This window comes from Actinokineospora spheciospongiae (assembly GCF_000564855.1).
GTDB lineage: Bacteria > Actinomycetota > Actinomycetes > Mycobacteriales > Pseudonocardiaceae > Actinokineospora > Actinokineospora spheciospongiae.
In genome coordinates this window covers 206,513-224,767 of the sequence record NZ_AYXG01000004.1, presented here as the reverse complement: position 1 = coordinate 224,767, position 18,255 = coordinate 206,513, and the positions used below count along the sequence as shown (strand labels likewise).

The window sequence follows — 18,255 nt, the reverse complement described above, 5'->3', positions numbered from 1 at the left end:
CTAGGGCCTGTCCTGCGGATCTTCACTTGAGATGGAGGACGATGCAGGCGAGGATGATCTCGGCTCGGTGGTAGGCGGCTCGTTTGGCGAACCTGGTGGCCAGGCCGCGGAACTGCTTGAGCCGGTTGAAACAGCGTTCGACGACGTTGCGCATCTTGTAGATGTCGGTGTCGAAGGCCGGTGGCCTGCCACCGGCCGAGCCCTTGGCCTTGCGGTGGGCGACCTGGTCGACACGCTCGGGGATAGTGGCCTTGATCCGTCGCTGTCGTAGCGCGGTGCGGGTGCTCGGGTGGGCGTAGGCCTTGTCGGCGATCACCCGCCCGACCCGCACCCGCTGCCCGTCGACGTCGATGTCATCGATGTCCTCAAGCAGCGGCAGCAGTTGCGGGTTGTCCCCGGCCTGGCCGGGGGTGAGGATCACCGCCAGCGGCAGACCGGCCGCGTCGACGGCCAGATGGAGCTTGGTCGTCAGCCCTCCGCGGGAGCGTCCGAGGCATTCCCCGTCGATGGCGAGGTTCTCGATCCAGTCCGCGCAGCCCCCTTTTTCCGGGCACCGGCCGCGTGTTGGTGGGCCCGGATGCTCGTGGAGTCGACGCTGACCACGAAGGCCACGTTGTCCTCGAGTGTCCCGAGTGAGTCGTCTTTGACGATCACGTGCTCCAGTATCCGGTCCCACGTCCCGTCGGCGGTCCACTTCCGCAACCGTTCGTGCGCTGTCTTCCACGGCCCATACCGTCCTGGCAGGTCACGCCAGGGCGCGCCGGTGCGTTCCTTCCACAGGATCGCGTCGATCACCTGCCGGTGACTGCGCCACCGACCACCGCGCTGCCCGCTCTGCGCGGGCAGCAACGGCGCGATCGCAGCCCAGGCCTTGTCCGTCAGCTCACCACGTCCGACCACACCCCATCATCTGCACACGATCATGGGAAAGATCCGCAGGACACGCCCTAGTCGGACCCGCCCGTCGACTCCATTGCCGTGCAAGGCTTCCGGGCCGGGGGGCGCGGTCGGTGGAAGCTTGACAACCCTCAGCTTCGGCTAGTCTACTTAGCTTTGAAGCTACGACTGATAACCGCCCTGGGGGGACGCCCGATGCCGAGAAGAGGCCTCACGACCACGTCGGTGGTCGCCGCCGCGGCCGACCTCGCCGACGCCGACGGCCTGGGCGCGCTGACCCTGGGCAAGCTCAGCGCCCACCTCGGCGTGCGGGTCCCGTCGCTGTACAAGCACATCGACGGCATCGGCGACCTGTTCCGCAGGCTGGCCGCCAGCGCGACCGGTGAACTGGCCGAGGCGCTGCGCTCGGCGGCCGCGGGCCGCTCCGGCGCCGACGCGCTGGCCGCCACCTGCCACGCCTACCGCGAGTTCGCGCTGAGCAGGCCCGGCCGCTACGACTCCATCCAGCACCCGATGGACTCCTCCGCCGAACTCGGCGCCGCCAGGGCAACGATGCTGCGGGTGGTCGCGGAGACGCTGCGCGGCTACGACCTCGACGACGACGACCAGATCCCGGTGGTGCGGATGGTGCGCAGCGTGCTGCACGGGTTCGTCTGCCTGGAGCGCGACTCCGGCTTCCAGCTCGACGTGCCGCTGGAGTTGAGCTTCGAGGAGCTGATCACGATGCTCGACAACTCGCTGAGCACCCGCCGGGACTGAGCCCATGACGGAGAAGGCCACCCGGGTCCCGGGTGGCCTTCTCCGTCATGGGAGCCCGGGACCACCGGCGGGGATTCCCGGTGGCCCCGAGCGGTCTCAGACGGCGGGGGCGGACTTCACCTCCACCACCGCGCAGGTGGAGGTGAAGCCCGCGCCACCGCCCACGAGCAGCACCTTGTCGCCGACGCCGACGATCCCGGTCCGCACCGCGTGGTGCAGGCCCGCGAACTGGTCGCCCGCACCGATGTGGCCCGCGAGGCGGCCGAACTCCCAGCTCGTCTTGGCCTCGTCGATGCCGATGAGCTGGTGCAACTGCCACTGGAGCTTGGCCCGACCGCTGGCCGGGATCACCACGTGGGCGATCTCCGACATGTCCGTCTTCGCGTCTACCAGCGCCTGGTCGATCGAGGAGCGCACGGTCGCGCCCAGGCGGCCCGCGGCCTCGCGGACCGCGCCCATGCCCCCGGGGAACGCGGCGATGCGCTCCCCCAGGGCGAGCTGCTTCGAGCCGGGCGAGTCGTACCAGTCCGGGCCGCGGACGACCTGCTCCAGGCTGTTGTCGCACACGGTGGCGGTGGACAGCAGGCGGGCGAAGCCGCGGTCGTTGGCCAAAAGCAGCGCGGTGGCGCCATCGCCGTAGAGGATGCCGTCCTCGCTGCGCCAGCGGTCGATGCCGGGCAGCGCGAAGCGGTCGCCGGTGGTGATCAGCGCGGTGGACGGCTCGGCGCGCACCGAGAGCTGGGTGGCGGCCAGTTCGAGCGCGGCCATGCCGCCGTTGCACTGCTGCAGGACCTCGTAGGCGGGCACGCGCTCGCCGACGGAGAACCGGGCCACGTAGGAGGCGGCCGGGAACATGTCGACGCCCTGGAACCACAGGCTGGCGTGCAGCACCAGGGCGCACTCGTCGGCCGAGCGGCCGGAGGCGGCCAGCGCGGCGGTTCCCGCGCGGGCGGCCATCACCGGCGCCGGGTCCTCGCCGACGAGGACCGACAGGATGCCGTTGGCCTCGAACTCCACCGCGTCGTAGAGACCGTCGCGGACGGCCTGCTCCGCGCTGTGCGGCTCGGGGAGGTCCACCCCCAGACCCGCGACGTACGTGTTCTCCCAGTGCATGCCAGTCCCGCTTTCGTCTGGAGTGGTCGGACCGCCCGCTGTTCCCCGGCGGGGGTCTCGGCCCGCGGCGGACGCCGGAGGGGCCACGCCGATCGTCTCCCCCGGCGCTTGCGGGGTGCTTAAGCGATCAGTGCATCAGTTGCCGGGGGGCGGGGTGCCGCCCCCGGGCGCGCCGCCGCCCATGCCGCCGGTGGCCTCCTGCTGCATCGCGCTGTTCGCGTAGTCGTTGGTGGGGTCGCGGTAGATGGTGTGGACGTGTCCCCAGCCGGAGGTGACGACGCCGTCGACGTCGGCACCCGCCGAGCCCTGCTGGGCCGCGAACTCGATGTACGCGTTCGGTCCGGAGATCTGGAAGTAGATGCCGTTGCCCTGGGTCATGTCGTAGGTGGTGGCACCCGACCAGTTGACGTAGGTGGTGTCCAGGGTGGCCTCGATCTTGGCCAGGGCATCAGCGGTGGTCTCCTCGTCGGCGAGGCCGACCCAGTTGGCGATGACGTCGAGGAGGAGTTGCCTCTGCTCGTCGGTGAGATCCGCGCCGGAGAGCCCGGTTCCAGTGGGGTAGTCGCAGGTGCTTCCGGGCGCGCACACCATGTTCGCGACGTCCTCGCCCTGGTAGAGGGTGGTTTTCTGCTCGTCCGTGAGGCTGTTGTAGAAGGCGAACGCTGTGGTGTGGATGTCCGCGAAGGGCTGCACTTGGTCGCCGTCGGCGTTGGTGTAGGCGGCGGGCTGCAAGCCCAGGTGGGTCGGGGCGAAGGTGATGGCGTCGGTCGCGCCGTCGAGGGTGGCGTTGATGCCGAGGTGGTGGCCGCCGAACTGCAATTCGAAGGCGCTCGTCGCGGACGGGTCGCCGAAGAAGGCGATGTAGTACTGGCCCAGCGACTCCTCGGTGCTGGAGCTGTTCTCCGCCAGGTACTCGTCGCCGCCGATGATGCCGGTGACGGTTTCGTAGCCCTCGTCGTCCAGGAGGGCTTCGAGGACGGCCATCGCGGCGGCCCGCTGCTCCCCGGTGAGGTCGGTGAGGTCGAGGCCGGCGCGTTCGACGAAGGTGACGGGGAAGTTCGACCACGAGGTCGTCTTGGTCTCGTCGTCGTAGGCGTACAGCACGGCTTCGCGCTGCTCGTCGGACAGAGTCGCGAGGAACGCCTGCGCGGCGGCCGCGGTGTTCGAGATGGTCTCGGCGGTGGTGCTCGACGACGCGCTCGCGGAATCGACGAGGGTCGAGATGGCGGTGTCGCCCGAGGTGGTCGGGCTGGTCGAGGTGGCCGTACCGGTGCCCGCGCACCCGGCGAGGGAGAGCCCCGCGGCGAGCAGCGCCGAGGCGACCCACAGCGCCTTGCGGCGCCGGGGAGGCGGTGCGGTGGTCGGGTCGGTGGTCGCGCTGGTCTCGTTCACACCGGTGACGCTAGGGAGCGTTCCTTTGGACGGGTTGTGAGCCGCCCCAGCGCGCGCTGAGTGGGCTGCGACCGGGTCCGGCGGTTCCGCGCGCGCCCGGACCTCGTGATCCCGCGGCACCCGGTGAGGACGAGGCGCCGACGCGTTCCGGACCGACCGCCGCGCCGGGCCGCACCCGGGCGGGCAGGGTCGCCGCGGCGAAGACCGCGCCCGCGAGGACGACCGCGGCGGCCACGGTCATGCCGACGCCCGCGGCGGTGGTGAAGGCGTCGAGCGCCCGGTCGGCCACCCCGCCCCGCCCCTCCTCCCGCGACAGCCGCAGCGCGCCGCCGAGCGACGAGCGCGCCGCGGCGGGCAGGTCGGCCAGCGCGTCGGCGTAGAGCCGCTGCGACACGGTGCCGACGACGGCGACGCCGAGGGCGAAGCCGAGTTCCTGCATGGTGTCGTTCATCGCCGAGCCCATGCCGCTGCGCTCGTCCGGGACGGTGCTGAGCATCGCCTCGGTGGCCGGGGACATGGAGAGGCCGAACCCGACACCGACGGCGAGCAGGCCGGCGAGGACCTGCCAGTACCCGCCCGCCCAGGCGATGGTGAAGATGCCCGCCGCGGCCACCGCGAGCCCGAGGCCGACCGCGCCCCGGGTGCCCAGGCGGGTGGTGAGCGCGGCGGCGAACCCGGAGGACACCCCGACCGCCACCGCGACCGGCGCGATGGCCAGCCCCGCCTGCAACGGGCTGAAGCCGAACGCGATCTGCAACCGCTGGGTGAGCACGAACAGGGTGGCGGCGAGCCCGAACACCAGCAGCAGGTTCCCGACGCTGGCGCCGAGGAAGGTGCGGCTGCGCAACACCGCCAGGTCCACCAGCGGGTGCTCGGCGCGACGCATCCGGGCGGTGAAGCCGAACCCGGCGGCGACGGCGGCGGCCAACGCGCCGAGGACCGGCGGGGACACCCAGCCGTGCACCGGGGCCTCGATGATCGCGTAGACCAGCGCCACCGTGGCCGCGGCGCCCAGCGCGGCACCGGGCAGGTCGACCGGGGCCGCGGCCGGGTCGCGCCACTCGGGCACCACCACCAGCCCGATCCCCGCGGTGACCAGCACCAGCGGCACGTTGAGGACGAACACCGACGCCCAGCCGAAGTGGGTTACCAGCACCCCGCCGACCACCGGCCCGATGGCCACGCCGAGCGCGGACACCCCGCCCCACACCGCGATCGCCCGCCGCCGCTCCGGGCCGGGGGCGAACACCTGCACGATGATCGACAGGGTGCCCGGCATGACGAACGCCGCGCCCAGGCCCATCACCGCGCGGGCGGCCAGCAGTTGGCCGACGTCGTCGGAGGCCGCCGCGAGCAGCGACCCGAGGCCGAAGAGCACCAGCCCGCCGAGGGTGAAGCGCTTGCGCCCGAACCGGTCGGCCACCGCGCCCGCCGCGAGCAGCAGGCCCGCGAAGACCAGCGAGTACACGTCGACGATCCACTGGACCTCGGTGGTGCTCGCGTCGAGTTCCTCGATGAGCTGCGGGATGGCGACGTTGAGGACGCTGTTGTTCAGCACGATCGCCAGCAGCGACAGCGACATGACCGAGAGTGTCCACTGGCGGCGCGGGTGCGGTTCGCTGTCCACGGCGGCTCCTCGCTGGTGCGGGCAGGGAAGTCCGCCCCATGTCAGCCGGGTCCGCTTAAGCGGGGCTAATCGGCCGGTTGGTCGCCCAGCCGCCGGTGGGCGGAGGTGTTTGACATCGGGCCGGACACCCGGCAGCATTGGCCGTGCTGGCTACTGGCGTTAGCCTCAAGGCTAGCGCTCGCGACGGGACCGGTCGGAAGGATGGCAGCGCGATGGGCGTGCGGTACCTCGACCGACCCGGCGGGCGCCTGGCCCACGAGGTGCGCGGCGACGGGCCGCTCGTGGTGTGCGCACCGGGCCTGGGCGACCTGCGCGGCACCTTCACCGACCTCGTCGACCGGCTCGTCGCCCGCGGCCACCGGGTCGCCTGGCTCGACCTGCGCGGGCACGGGGAGTCCAGCACCGGCTGGGACAGCCACCACGAGACCGACGTCGCCGAGGACCTGCTGGCCCTCGTCGCCCACCTCGGCGGCCCCGCCGTGCTGGTGGGCAACAGCTACAGCGCCGGGGCCGCGGTCATCGCCGCCGCCCGCGCGCCGGAGGCGGTCTCGGGCCTGGTGCTGACCGGCCCGTTCGTCCGCGACCAACCCGTCACCGCCCTCGACCGGCTGGCGAACGCCCTGTTCGCGGTGCCGTGGCTGGGGCGGGCGCTGTGGTGCGCCTACTGGCCCAACCTGTTCGGCGACAAACCGGCCGACCTCGCCGAGCGCAAGCGCGCGCTGGCGGCCAACCTGGCCGAACCCGGCCGGTTCGCCGCGGTGCTCGACATGCTGCGCGGCGATCACGCGGTCGCCGAGGCCGCGCTGACCGCGGTGCGCTGCCCGGCCGTGGTCGTCATGGGCGAGCGGGACCCCGACTTCCCCGACCCCGCCGCCGAGGCCCGCTTCGCCGCCGACGCGCTCGGCGGCACCGCGGTCATGGTGGCCGGTGCCGGGCACTACCCGCACGCCGAGCGCCCGGACACCGTCGCCGCGGCGGTGGCGGGCCTGCGCGGCAGCCTGGACCGGTCGTCGTGCCGCGAGTAGGGCTCAACACGGCCAAGGTCGTGCAGGAGGCGGCCGAGATCGCCGACAGCGAGGGGCTGGAGTCGCTGACCCTGGCCCGGCTGGCGAGCGAGCTGGGCATCCGGGTGCCCTCGCTGTACAAGCACATCAACGGCCTTGCCGACCTGCACCGGCGGCTGGCCGCGATCGCCAACGAGAGCATGGCCGAGGCCATCCGCGGCGCCACCGTGGGCCGGGCGGGCACCGACGCGCTGCGCGCCTGCTGCCGCAGCTACCGCGAGTTCGCGGGCAGGTATCCGGGCCGCTACGCCGCCGCCCAGCGCGCCCCCGACCCGAACGACCCGGACCAGGCGGCCCTCCACAAGCTCAGCGGGGAACTCACCTCGCTGGCCCTGAACGTGCTGCGCAGCTACGACCTCGTCGGCGAGGACTCCATCCACGCCGCCCGCATCCTGCGCAGCGCGATGCACGGCTTCGTCAGCCTCGAACAGCTCGGCGGCTTCGGCCTGCCGACCGAGATCGAGGCCAGCTTCGAGCGGCTGATCGACCTGCTCGACGCGGGCCTGCGGGCCATGGCGGCCCAGGGCAGCACACCGACCACCTGACCGATCTCCCCCGACCGACCCCGCGGGCGCGCACCGCGACCGACACCGCCGTCACCCGCGGCGCGCACCCGCACGTCTCCGCGAGGACCCGTGATGAACCTGCTCGTCCCCACCAAGCCCACCTCCCCGCCCACCGCCGCGAGCCGCACCGGCTGGGGCCTCGGCGGCGCGTTCTTCCTGGCGTTCGGCGTCTTCGAGATGGTCGAGCACGGCGGCACCACCTGGGCCACCGGCCTCATCGGCGCCCTCGCCCCGGACATCCCGCTGCTGTTCGGGTTCTGGGGCAAGGGCTTGGCCAAGAGCCAGCTCTCGCCGAAGGTCGTGCCGTTCTACAACGCCACGCACCACTGGCTGCCGCCGGTCCTGGTCATCGCCTGGTTCAGCCTGATGACCGAGACCAACGACGAGGCCGCCCCCGGCTTCACCCTGGGCGTGATGTGGTTGGCGCACATCATGGTCGACCGGGCTTTCGGCTACGGCCCGCGCAACCGGGCGGGTTTCCAGCGCTGGCAGGGTGATCCGGCGTAGCGCCGCTTAAGGGTTCGCGTAGCGGGGTCTTCGACACTGGAGGCGAAGCCCCGGAGAGCGAAACCCGATCGGAGCCGATGTGGACACCGCATCAGAGATCCCACCCGCCGCCACGAAGTGCCCGTACGCCTACCCGTTCCACCGGCCGTCGGCCATCGAGGTCCCGCCGCTGTACGAGAAGCTGCGCGAAGAGGACCCGGTGGCGAAGGTGTCGCTGCCCAGCGGGGACGAGGGCTACGTCGTCAGCCGCTACGAGGACGCCAAGCTGGTGCTCTCGGACCTGCGGTTCAGCCGGGCGGCCACGGTCGAGCCGGGCGCGCCCAAGCTGACCCACGTCACGCCCCCGCCGAACAGCCTGTTCACCCTGGACCCGCCGGAGCACACCCGGCTGCGCAAGCTGGTCGCGGCGGAGTTCACCAACCGCCGCGTCCGCGAGATGCGCCCGCGCATCCAGCAGCTCACCGACGACCTGCTGGACGAGATGGCCAAGGGTGACGGCCATGCCGACCTCAACGTGGCGCTGGCGTTCCCGATGCCGGTCGCGGTGATCTGCGAACTGCTCGGCGTTCCCTTCGAGGACCGGGAGAAGTTCCGCAACTGGTCCAACGCCATCGTGGCCCTCACCACGATGACCGAGGAGCAGATGATGGCCGAACGGCTCGCCATGGCGGGCTACATCTGGGAACTGGTGCAGCGCAAGCGCGCCGAACCCGGCTCGGACCTCCTCTCGGCGCTGATCACCGCCCACGACGACGACAACTCCCTCGACGAGGGCGAACTGGTCATCATGGCGATGACGCTGCTGGTGGCCGGGCACGAGACCACGGTCAGCATGATCGGCGCCTGCGTGCTCACCATCCTGCGCCAGCCGCACCTGCGCGACGTCGTCGACAACCACCCGGAGAAGATCGGCGCCCTGGTCGAGGAACTGCTCCGCGTCAACCCCATCGGCGACGGCGGCCCCATCCGCATCACCCTGGAGGACGTGGAGGTCGCGGGCACGGTGATCCCCAAGGGCAGCGCCGTCATGGCCGCCGTCGCCTCCGGCAACCGCGACGACCGCCGCTACCTCAACCCCACCGAGGTCGACGTCGACCGGGAGAACTCCCAGCACCTGGCCTTCGGCCACGGGGTGCACTTCTGCCTGGGCGCCAACCTGGCCCGGCTGGAACTGGAGATCGCCATCAGGTCGGTGTTCGAGCGCTTCCCGACGCTGCGGCTGGACACGGAGCTGGACGCACTGCGGATGAAGAGCGGGATGATGGTGCACGGGCTGGAGTCGCTGCCCGTCACCTGGTAGGCCGCACGACGAAGAGGACCGCCGAGCCCGGGGCTTCGGCGGTCCTTTTCGTGTGCGGGGGAAGTCGTGGACACTGGACCGGTGGAGGAGAACGAGGTCGCGCACCAGGCGGTCACCGGCGACGTCGACGGTGCGGTGTTCCAAGCGCACACCGTGCACGCGGGGACCATCGCGCTGGGCGGGATCGGCCGGGCTCCGGGATCGGGGTCGGCGGCGGTCCCCTGGTCCCGGCTGACCGGCACCGTGCACGGCCGCGACGAGGTCGTGGCGTCTCTGGTGGCCCAGGCCCGGGGCGCGGAGCCGTCCGTGGTCGTCCTGCACGCGGGCGGCGGCTTCGGCAAGACCACGATCGCCCTCGCGCTGTGCCGCGAGCTGCGCGACGCGCTGACCGTCTGGTGGGTCGACGCGTCGACCGCGACGGGATTGTCCGAAGGGTTGCGCGAGGTGGCCTTCGAGGCGGGCGCCGATCCGCAGCGGGTGAGGGAAGCCTGGAACGGGGACGGCTCGGCCTCGTCGGTGCTCTGGAACGCCTTGGGCGCTCCGGGTCGCCCGTGGCTGCTCGTCATCGACAACGCCGACGACCTGTCGGTGCTCGCGGGCCCCGACGGCCTCATCGACGGACGGGGCTGGCTGCGCACCCCGCCCCCGGGCTGCACCCTGCTCATCACGACCCGCGACGGCAGGCCCGTCCCCTGGCCCGAGACCGCGATTCGTCACCGGGTGGACGCACTGTCGCGATCCGACGGCGCCGCCGTGCTGCTGGACCTCTGCCCAGCGGCAGGCGACGCGGAGGCTGCGGAGCGGCTTTCGCACTGCCTGGGGAACCTGCCGCTGGCGCTGCGATTGGCGGGGAAATACCTCCGCGCCGCCGCGGACACCCCGCTCCTGCCCGGCCTGGACCTCCCCCGCACGTTCGCCGAGTACGAGGCGCGGTGGCGCGAGCACGTGGCCGACCTGGCGGAGTCGCGGGACCGGCAGGAGGGCCTGGGCACGGCGTGGGAGATGACCCTGGACCTGCTCACCGACCAGGGTCACCACTTCGCCCGGCCCGTTCTGCGCCTGCTGGCCGCCTTCTCCTGGGCCCCGATCCCCCATGGCGTGCTGGACGCCGGGGTCCTCGCCGCGGAGCCGATCTTCGACGGCCTGACCGCGACGGCGTTGGCATCCACGCTGGCGCACCTGCTGGGGACCGGCCTGGTCGGGGGATTCTCCGACGAACAGTTCCCCCCGAGCGTCGTCCTGCACCCCGTCATCCGCGAGGTCACGCGCGCGCAGCCGGGTGCGGTCGCCGACCGCGTCGTCCAGGAAGCGGCGGTCGCCCGGCTCATCATCCGGTACGCCGATCGCCTCGCCCCCGGGCGCCCGGGCGAGGGCGGAGGGGAGGACTTCCTCTTCCTCACGCACGCGCACCAGTCGCTGTCCGACCAGTTCCGCGGCGGCCTCACCCGGGGTGCCACCGCCGCAGCACTGCTCGATGCCATCGTGCACGTCGTGGAGCAAGGGGGCTACGACAACGATGGCGCCGCCCGGGACCTCAGGAAGTACGCGAAGGGGATCAGGGAACTCATCGCGGAGGACGAGGACCAAGGAGCCCGCCCGGCGTGATCGCCGGGCGGGCTCCTTGCTGTGCGGTCGGGGTTACACGCCCGCAAGCTTCTTGTCGGACTCCGCTTCCGGCTTGACGTCGGAGTCGGGAACCACAGCGGGTTCGTCGTGCTTCTCCAGCTTGTCGAAGCCCAGCTTGCTGTGCAGGGCGCGCAGCGGCTTCGGGGACCACCAGGCGAACTTGCCCAGCAGGCCCATCAGCGACGGGACCAGCATCGCCCGGACGATCGTGGCGTCGATCAGGACCGCCAGGGTCGTGCCGAAGCCCAGTTCCGCGATCAGGGTGATGCGGGAGAACATGAGCGCGCCCACGGCGATGCAGAACAGGACCGCCGCCGAGGTGACCATCCGGCCGGTGCGCTCGATGCCCAGGGCCACCGCCTCGCGGTCACCGACGCCGTTGTCGCGGGCTTCCTTGACCCGGCCCAGGAGGAACAGGTTGTAGTCGGTGGAGAGGCCGAACGCCAGGGCGAACAGGAGGATTGGGGAGGTCTGCTCCAGGGCGCGGACGTCGGTGAAGTGGAGGAAGCCCGCGAGGTTGCCGTCCTGGAAGGCCCAGACGAGGATGCCGAACGCGGCGCCGACGCTCAGGGCGTTGAGCAGGAGGGCCATGAGCGGGACGATGACCGAGCCGGTGAAGACGAACAGCAGCAGCAGGGTCAGGGCGACCAGGGTGATGGCGGCGGTGGGCAGGGTGTCGGAGATGGCGTCGCGCTGGGCCAGCAGGTCCGCCGTCTGGCCGGTGTACTGGGTCGGGTGGGGGGTGGGGAGGGCCTGGACCGCGCGGACGGTGGTTTCGCCCGCGTCGCCCTCGGGGTTGTTGACGGCGGCGTCGATCTGCCAGTGGTCGGGGCCCAGCGGGCGGGGGGTGCTGACGCCCTGGATGCCGGGGACCTTGGCGACCTCGGCGCTGTAGGCGGCCAGGGAGGGGGCGGCGTCGGCGGGGGCTTCGACGACGATCTGGAGGGGGCCGGTGGGTGAGTTGGCGAAGTCGGCTTCCAGGGCGTGGGCGACCTTGCCCGAGGACACGTCGCCGGGCATGTCGCTGGGGTCGACGCCCGCGAACTTGACGCCCAGTAGCGGGGAGGCGAGGACGAGCAGGATCAGCACCGACAGGGCGGTGAACAGGCCGCCGCGGCGCATGACGGTGGTGGCGACGCGGTACCAGCGGCCCTGCTCGGCCGGGCGCTCGGCGCCGCGCTGCCAGGACTTCGGCGCCAGGGAGTTGACGCGGTGACCCAGGGCGGCGAGGAGGGCGGGCAGCACCAGCAGCGCGAACACCGCCGCCGACACCACGGTCATGACGCCCGCGAGGCCCATGGAGCGCAGGTAGGACTGGGGGAAGATCGCCAGGGTGGCCAGGGCCGCCGCGACGGTCAGGGAGCTGAACGCGACGGTGCGGCCCGCGGTGTTCACGGTGCGGCGCAGGGCATCGGTGGTCGAGCGGCCCTGGGCCAGTTCCTCGCGGAAGCGGGAGACGATGAGCAGGCTGAAGTCGATGGACAGGCCCAGGCCCAGGGCGAAGGCCAGGTTCAGGCCGCCGGAGGAGACGTTCATCAGCTCGGTGAGGCCGCGCATCCCCAGCAGGGTCAGCATGATCGCGAACGCGCCGCCGAGCATCGGCAGCAGCGCCGCGGTGAGGCCGCGGAAGACCAGGAACAGCAGGATGAGCAGGATCGGCGTCGCGATGGTCTCGGAGATGCCGAGGTCTTCGTTGGTGACGTTGGCGAGCTGGGTGTGGGCGGGGGTGGCGCCGCCGAGTTCGGTGCGGCCCCGCAGCGCCGGGTTGGCCTCGATGGCCTCCTGCATATGCTTCTCGGCGTCGATGGCCGCCTGGTCCGACATGGGCCCGACCTCGCCGACGATGACCGTCGACGTGCCGTCCTCGGCGATCAGGCCCGCGTTGCCGGTGGAGGCGTAGTCGATGACGTTGCGCACCTCGCCGCGGCCCCTGAGCAGGGCGATGGCCTCGGTGACGGCCGCGGGCGGCGCGGCGTCCGGGGCGAGGGCGGTGTCGGCGTGCACGAGCAGCATGTAGCCCTGCTGCGGGTCGATGCCGGTGACGTCGCGGATGACCTCGCGGGCGGCGACGTTGCCGCCGCTGGGGTCGTCGTAGTCCTCCAGGCCGTTGGTGAGCCTGGAGGACAGGTCGGCGGTCAGCAGCCCGGCGACCACGAGCACCGCGGTCGCCGCCAGCAGGACGAGGCGCTTGTGCCGCTGCAGCAGCGCTGTCAGTGCGGTCAGCATGGGGTCCCCTCGGTTGGTTGACTCGGACCGGTGCGCGGAACCTGGCTAGGCCCCCGATCCAATGGGCTAAGGCTAATAGCCGTTCGGCTATGGCCGCTAGACCCAACTTCGCCGGTCTCAGTGAATCCTCAGCTCCCGCGACCGGGGCTTAAGAACCGCTTCAGCGCCGCTCCCACGGGGGGCGTAGCAGGTCCGTCGACCCTGGGCGCAGGAGATCACGCGAGCGAGGAGACGGAACCCATGAGTCCAACGGCAGTCGATGTCTGCGTCGTCGGGGGCGGGCCAGCGGGCCTGGCCCTCGGGCTCGAACTCGCGCGGCAGGGGGTCGAGGTCGCCGTGGTGGAGCAGAGCGGGCACTTCAACCGCTCCTTCCGCGGCGAGTCGGTCTCGCCGGACGCGGTGCTGGTCCTCGACCGGCTCGGGGTGCTGGACAAGATCAAGGCCGAGGGCGCGCTGACCACCACCCGGATGGAGATCACCGAGGACGGCCGGACGGTGCTGGACACCGCCTTCGCCGACTTCGAGTACGAGCACCGCTTCCCGCTGGAGCTGCCGCAGCCGACCCTGCTCGGGGTGATGGACAACGTCGCCAGCGGTTTCGACAACTTCTCCATGCTGCGCAAGTCCACCGTCGTGGGCCTGCTGGAGGCCGACGGCGCGGTGACCGGGGTGCGGATCAAGGACCCCGGCGGGGAGCGCGAGCTGGCCGCGAAGATCGTCATCGGCGCCGACGGCCGCTACTCCAAGGTCCTGGAGATGTCCGGCCTGGCCCACGAGCGCGTCCCGCTCGACCGCGACGTGGTGTGGCTCAAGCTGCCGCTGCCGCCGGAGTGGGACACCGAGACCTACCGGGTGCGGATCAAGGGCGACCGGCACGGCCTGTTCATCCCCACCTACCCCGACATGGTCCGGGTCGGCTTCAACATCCCCAAGGGCGGCCTCAGGGAGCTGCGCAAGCAGGGCATCGGCGCCCTGCACGAGAAGATCGACGAGCTGGCCCCCGAGCTGTCGACCCTGGTGCGGGAGAAGGTGACCGGCTACTCCGACACCTCCATGCTCGACATCTTCACGTCCGTGGTCCCCCGCTGGTCCCGCGACGGCCTGCTGGTCATCGGCGACGCCGCGCACACCCTGTCCCCCGTCCTCGGCCAGGGCGTCAACCACGCCCTGATCGACGCGGTGACACTGGCCCCGATGCTCACCGCCGCCCTCGAGGAGGCCGACCACCGCACCGCGCTGGCCGCCGCCGCGGTGGAGTTCCAGCGCATCCGCGAGCCGGAGGTCAAGCGGTCGCGCGGGTTGCAACTGCGCCAGGAGCGCATGTTCACCTTCGGCAGCAGGGCGGGCGTGTTCCTGCGCAGCTCGCTGTACCGGGCGATGAACCGCAGCGCGTTCCTCAAGCAGCGCGTGCTGGCCGACGCGTACTTCCGCCTCCAGAAGCGCGAGAAGGCGGCGTAGGCACCGACGACGAGAGGGCCCGCTCCCCCCGGGAGCGGGCCCTCTGCGTTGGAACGGCGCTGCACGGGAAGGCCCGACCGGAGCACCGGTCGGGCCTTCCCGGTCTCAGGCGGGCAGGGCGGTGGCGAGGCGGGCGCGGGCCATCGTCACGACCTGGTCGGTGAGGATGTCCAGGCGGCGCAGCAGCCTCGGGTCGGTGAACACGTCCGGGCGGGACAGGGCGTTGATCGGAACGCCCATCGGGGTGGTCCAGGCGCGCAGCGACTGGGTGCTGTTGCGCAGGTCGGCGACCGCCGTGGCGGCGCCGTGGTCGCTCCAGCCGGTGGCGATGCAGCCGACCGCCCGACCATCGAGGTAGGACGGTGTGGCGGAGGCGAGGTCCTCGGCGTAGTCCAGGGCGTTCTTCATCAGCCCGGACATGCCGCCGTGGTAGGTGGGGGTGGACAGGACCAGGCCGTCGCAGGAGGCCAGGGCGGAGACCAGGTTCCGGGCCTGGGGGGTGCGGTGCAGCGACACCGGGTCGTATAGCGGCAGGAGCAGGTCGCGGGCGGTCAGCAGCTCCACCGCGCAGCCCCGGGCCGCGAGTTGGCCGGCGACGACGCGCAGGGCGCGCTCGCTGACCGATTCCGGGCGGGTGGAACCGCCGACGAGGGCGATCGTGGGGGTGGTCACCGCGAACCTCCGGGGACTGGGACGGGGCGGGGGTGGGCGAGCTGGGTGGAGATCCGGTCGCAGGCGCGCAGGGTGGACTCGACAGTGCCGTCGGCGAGCAGGGCTGTTGAGCCGGTCCAGTCGCCGCAGGCGTGGACGCCGGGGCGGTCGGCCAGGGCGGCGGCGAGGGTGTCGGCGGCGCCGGGGCCGTGGGTGGTGGTGATGGCGGGGAGGAACCGCTGGTGCACGACGTGGTCGCGCCAGCCCGGCTGGCACTGCTCCAGCAGGGATTCCAGGCGGGCGCGGGTGTCCCCGGGCGCTGTCCCGTCGTCGAAGCGGGCCAGGTGCACGACGGCGCCGGGGCCGAGGCGGGCGGCGTGCGAGTGGACGGCGTAGTAGAGGGGTTCGTCGAGGCCGTAGACGAACCCCGGGGTGGCCGAGGGCAGGTGGGACAGGGCGACGTCGAGGCAGGCGGTGCGGACCGGGGTGGTGGTCAGCTCGACGTCGAGCAGCGACGCGGCCTTGGCGGGCGGCAGGCCGGCCAGCAGCACGGCGGGGGCGTCGAGGGTGGTGCCGTCGGCGAGGGTGACGCGGCCGGGTTCGACCTCGCGGGCGACGGTGCCGGTGCGCAGGGTCGCGGTGGGCGCCGCCCGGCGCAGGGCGTCCACGATGGACGACCAGCCGCCGTCGACGTAGAGCACCCCCTTGCGGACCAGGGCGAGCTGCGCGGCGACCGAGCGGGCGTCGACCACCGCCGGGGAGCCGGTGTAGCAGCTCACCCGCAGCAGCCCGAACGCCGCCTCGCGGGTGCGCTCGGTGGGCAGCGCGTCGGCCAGCCACTCCTCGGCGGTCAGCCCGGCGGGGGCGGTGCGGGTGAGACCGAGGAAGGCACCGAGCGCGGCCCGCTCGCGCAGGGACAACAGGGGGCTGCGCAGCAGGCCGAAAGCGCTTGCGTACCCCGGGGTCAGCTCCCCGGCGCGCAGCGCGCGCCCGTCCCCCACCGCCGGGGTGCCCGCGCGCAGCCGGATGCCGAGTGAGCGCAGCATCCGGTACGTGTGTCCCTTGTAGAGCGCCCGTGGCCCGAGGTTCAGCGAGAAGCCCGCCACCGAGGTCGTCCGGGCGCGACCGCCCAGTTCCCCACCGGCCTCCACCAGCACGACCCGGTGGCCGCGGCGGCTGAGCACGGCCGCGGCCGTCAGCCCGGCCAGTCCCCCGCCGACCACGACCACATCGGTGGTGCTCACGCCAGCTCACCGGAGGCCACCATCGACGCGACCAGCCCGCGGCGCATCTTGCCGCTGGAGGTGCGCGGCAGCGTCCCCGGGCGGACCACCAGGACCCGGTCGGGGCGCAGGGCGGTGCGCTCGGACACCACCCGCTCCACCTCGAAGGCCAGGGCGGCGGCCTCGGCGGGTTCGCGGAAGACCACCGACTCGACCACCACGACCAGCCGTTCGGTGCCCAGCACCGGGTCCGGCACGCCGACCGCGGCGGCGGCGCCGGGTCGCACGCGCGGCGGCTCGCAGGCGGCCTGCTCGATCGGGTACGGGTGGTGGTTGCGCCCGGCGACGATCACCAGGTCCTTGGCCCGGCCGGTCAGCACCAGCTCCCCCGAGTCGCGGAAGCCCAGGTCGCCGGTGTCGAGCCAGGAACCGGGGGCCAGCGGCGGCTCCCCCAGGTAGCCGGTCATCATGGCGGTGCCGCGGACCTCGACGCGGCCGATCACCGAGTCGCCGACCTCGCGGCCGTCGGCGTCGACCACCCGGACCGCCAGGCCGGGCACCTCGACCCCGCAGGACACCAGGTCGTGCGCGTCCCCCGGGGTCAGCGGCGGCAGCAGGGCGCCCTCGGTGGTGAGCGCGGACCGGCTCACCGTGCGGACCCTGGGCAGCGAGCCCGCCGGGGCGAACGTGGCGGCCAGGCCCAGCTCCGCCATGCCGTAGCAGGGGCGCATCGAGGTGGCGGCGAAGCCGTGCGGGCCGAGCGCGGCCTGCCACTGCCGCAGGGTGGCGTGGTCGACCAGTTCGGCGCCGTTGAACGCGACCCGCCAGGCGCTCAGGTCCAGGCCGACCGCGGTCAAGCCCGCGATGGCCTCGGCGGCGAGCCGGTAGGCGAAGTTCGGGGCGGGCGAGATGGTGACGCGGAACCGGTGCAGCAGGGTCAGCCACCGCTCCGGGCGCATCACGAACGACAGCGGCGGCATGATCGCGCTGGCCAGGTTGTGCAGGAACGGGGACACGACGGTGCCGATCAGGCCCATGTCGTGGTGCAGCGGCAGCCAGCCGCCGAGCATGTCCCCGGCCAGGAACGGCGCGGCCAGGGCGATGGCCCGGGACGCCTCCAGCACCGACCGGTGCGACAGGACCACGGCCTTGGGGGTGCCGGTGGTGCCCGAGCTGAACTGGATCAGCGCGGGCGCCTCCGGTCGGACCGGGGTGGGGGCCGGGATGTCGGCGGTGCCGAACGGCGCCACCAGGACCGGCGGGCCGAGCCGGGCCGCGGTGGTGGCCAGGGCGGGCCCGCAGACGACCGCCGCGGGGGTGGCGGCGGCGACCATCGCGGCGGTGCGGCTCAGCCAGCCCTCGTGCCGGGCCCGGGTGAGCGGGGGCTCCACCAGGAACGGCACCGCGCCGACCAGGCTCGCCCCGTACAGGGCGGCGAGCAGGTCGACCGAGGTGTCCAGGCACAGCGCGACGGCGTCGCCGGTGCCCACCCCGGCCCGGCGCAGCCGCACCGCGGCGGCACCGGCGAGCCGGTACAGGTCGCGGGAGGTGAGCCGGGTCTCGCCCTGCCTGCCGTCGACGACGTGGTGGGCCACCGACAGCGGGCGCCACTTGGCCCGCCAGGCGAGCGCGGCCCCCAGGGAGTCCGCCGGGACGGGCTCGGCCGGGGCGGCACCGGCCACGGGCAGGCCGATCCGGTCCGGGTGCACCTCGGGGGCGGTGAACACCGGGCGGTCGAGCGCGGGCGGGGGGATCAGGGTGGAGGTCAAGGCGGACTCCCAGGGGTGGCGGGGTTCAGAAAACGTGCTCAACGCCGGTCCGGCTGCCCGGGTGCCAGGTCGGGGAC

The 18,255-nt window shown here is 72.8% G+C and carries 14 protein-coding genes and 1 pseudogene; 7 read left to right on the top strand and 8 right to left on the bottom strand.

The window, feature by feature from the left end; translation table 11 throughout:
• Positions 1-22 precede the first annotated feature (22 nt).
• A pseudogene (locus UO65_RS34140) lies at positions 23-900 on the bottom strand (IS5 family transposase).
• Between the two features lie 192 nt (positions 901-1,092).
• Between UO65_RS34140 and UO65_RS01155 the strand changes: the two are divergent.
• On the top strand, positions 1,093-1,656 hold the full coding sequence (locus tag UO65_RS01155) for a TetR-like C-terminal domain-containing protein (RefSeq protein ID WP_084175200.1): 564 nt from the start codon (positions 1,093-1,095) through the stop codon (positions 1,654-1,656).
• Positions 1,657-1,752: 96 nt separating this feature from the next.
• Here the strand turns inward: UO65_RS01155 and UO65_RS01150 are convergent, their stop codons facing one another.
• From UO65_RS01150 to UO65_RS01140, 3 genes are all read right to left on the bottom strand, one after another.
• Positions 1,753-2,769: a ketoacyl-ACP synthase III family protein gene (locus tag UO65_RS01150; protein WP_035277754.1), complete on the bottom strand. Its 1,017-nt coding sequence runs from the start codon at positions 2,767-2,769 to the stop codon at positions 1,753-1,755.
• Between the two features lie 135 nt (positions 2,770-2,904).
• Positions 2,905-4,161 (bottom strand): DUF3500 domain-containing protein, encoded by a 1,257-nt coding sequence (locus tag UO65_RS01145; protein WP_052020385.1) that lies wholly within the window; start codon positions 4,159-4,161, stop codon positions 2,905-2,907.
• Positions 4,162-4,171: 10 nt separating this feature from the next.
• A complete protein-coding gene (locus UO65_RS01140) occupies positions 4,172-5,788 on the bottom strand; it encodes an MFS transporter (protein WP_052020383.1) in 1,617 nt (538 codons plus the stop codon).
• Positions 5,789-6,000: 212 nt separating this feature from the next.
• On the opposite strand from UO65_RS01140, the gene UO65_RS01135 reads away from it, so the two are divergent.
• From UO65_RS01135 to UO65_RS01115, 5 genes are all read left to right on the top strand, one after another.
• Positions 6,001-6,813 carry an alpha/beta fold hydrolase gene (locus tag UO65_RS01135; protein WP_052020381.1) on the top strand — a complete coding sequence of 271 codons (813 nt, stop codon included), beginning with the start codon at positions 6,001-6,003 and terminating at the stop codon, positions 6,811-6,813.
• Positions 6,801-7,397: a TetR/AcrR family transcriptional regulator gene (locus tag UO65_RS01130; RefSeq protein WP_035277753.1), complete on the top strand. Its 597-nt coding sequence runs from the start codon at positions 6,801-6,803 to the stop codon at positions 7,395-7,397. The genes UO65_RS01135 and UO65_RS01130 overlap by 13 nt, the downstream gene beginning before the upstream one ends.
• 93 nt (positions 7,398-7,490) lie before the next feature.
• Complete coding sequence (locus tag UO65_RS01125; protein WP_052020380.1) at positions 7,491-7,925, top strand: DUF4260 family protein; 435 nt, start codon at positions 7,491-7,493, stop codon at positions 7,923-7,925.
• 79 nt (positions 7,926-8,004) lie between these two features.
• Positions 8,005-9,225 (top strand): cytochrome P450, encoded by a 1,221-nt coding sequence (locus UO65_RS01120; RefSeq protein WP_052020379.1) that lies wholly within the window; start codon positions 8,005-8,007, stop codon positions 9,223-9,225.
• 81 nt (positions 9,226-9,306) lie between these two features.
• On the top strand, positions 9,307-10,830 hold the full coding sequence (locus UO65_RS01115; RefSeq protein ID WP_035277752.1) for a P-loop NTPase family protein: 1,524 nt from the start codon (positions 9,307-9,309) through the stop codon (positions 10,828-10,830).
• Between the two features lie 33 nt (positions 10,831-10,863).
• On the opposite strand, the gene UO65_RS01110 is transcribed toward UO65_RS01115, so the two are convergent.
• Complete coding sequence (locus UO65_RS01110) at positions 10,864-13,077, bottom strand: MMPL family transporter (protein ID WP_063935851.1); 2,214 nt, start codon at positions 13,075-13,077, stop codon at positions 10,864-10,866.
• Positions 13,078-13,317: 240 nt separating this feature from the next.
• Here UO65_RS01110 and UO65_RS01105 point away from each other — a divergent pair, with 240 nt between their 5' ends.
• The gene (locus UO65_RS01105) at positions 13,318-14,535 is read left to right on the top strand and encodes an FAD-dependent monooxygenase (protein ID WP_035277750.1); all 1,218 of its coding nucleotides are present in this window, start codon (positions 13,318-13,320) and stop codon (positions 14,533-14,535) included.
• A gap of 105 nt (positions 14,536-14,640) precedes the next feature.
• On the opposite strand, the gene UO65_RS01100 is transcribed toward UO65_RS01105, so the two are convergent.
• From UO65_RS01100 to UO65_RS01090, 3 genes are read right to left on the bottom strand one after another with little or no spacing between them, the layout of a single operon-like run.
• Positions 14,641-15,207, bottom strand: coding sequence for an NADPH-dependent FMN reductase (locus tag UO65_RS01100; protein ID WP_035277749.1), 567 nt, complete (start codon positions 15,205-15,207; stop codon positions 14,641-14,643).
• A complete protein-coding gene (locus UO65_RS01095) occupies positions 15,204-16,430 on the bottom strand; it encodes an FAD-dependent oxidoreductase (RefSeq protein ID WP_052020377.1) in 1,227 nt (408 codons plus the stop codon). The genes UO65_RS01100 and UO65_RS01095 overlap by 4 nt, the downstream gene beginning before the upstream one ends.
• Positions 16,427-18,178: an AMP-binding protein gene (locus tag UO65_RS01090; RefSeq protein ID WP_052020376.1), complete on the bottom strand. Its 1,752-nt coding sequence runs from the start codon at positions 18,176-18,178 to the stop codon at positions 16,427-16,429. The genes UO65_RS01095 and UO65_RS01090 overlap by 4 nt, the downstream gene beginning before the upstream one ends.
• Positions 18,179-18,255: the final 77 nt, after the last annotated feature.

Coding starts and splice junctions, on each gene's coding strand:
- UO65_RS01155 (WP_084175200.1), top strand. CDS start 1,093: ATGCCGAGAAGAGGCCTCACGACCACGTCGGTGGTCGCCGCCGCGGCC.
- UO65_RS01150 (WP_035277754.1), bottom strand. CDS start 2,769: ATGCACTGGGAGAACACGTACGTCGCGGGTCTGGGGGTGGACCTCCCC.
- UO65_RS01135 (WP_052020381.1), top strand. CDS start 6,001: ATGGGCGTGCGGTACCTCGACCGACCCGGCGGGCGCCTGGCCCACGAG.
- UO65_RS01125 (WP_052020380.1), top strand. CDS start 7,491: ATGAACCTGCTCGTCCCCACCAAGCCCACCTCCCCGCCCACCGCCGCG.
- UO65_RS01110 (WP_063935851.1), bottom strand. CDS start 13,077: ATGCTGACCGCACTGACAGCGCTGCTGCAGCGGCACAAGCGCCTCGTC.
- UO65_RS01105 (WP_035277750.1), top strand. CDS start 13,318: ATGAGTCCAACGGCAGTCGATGTCTGCGTCGTCGGGGGCGGGCCAGCG.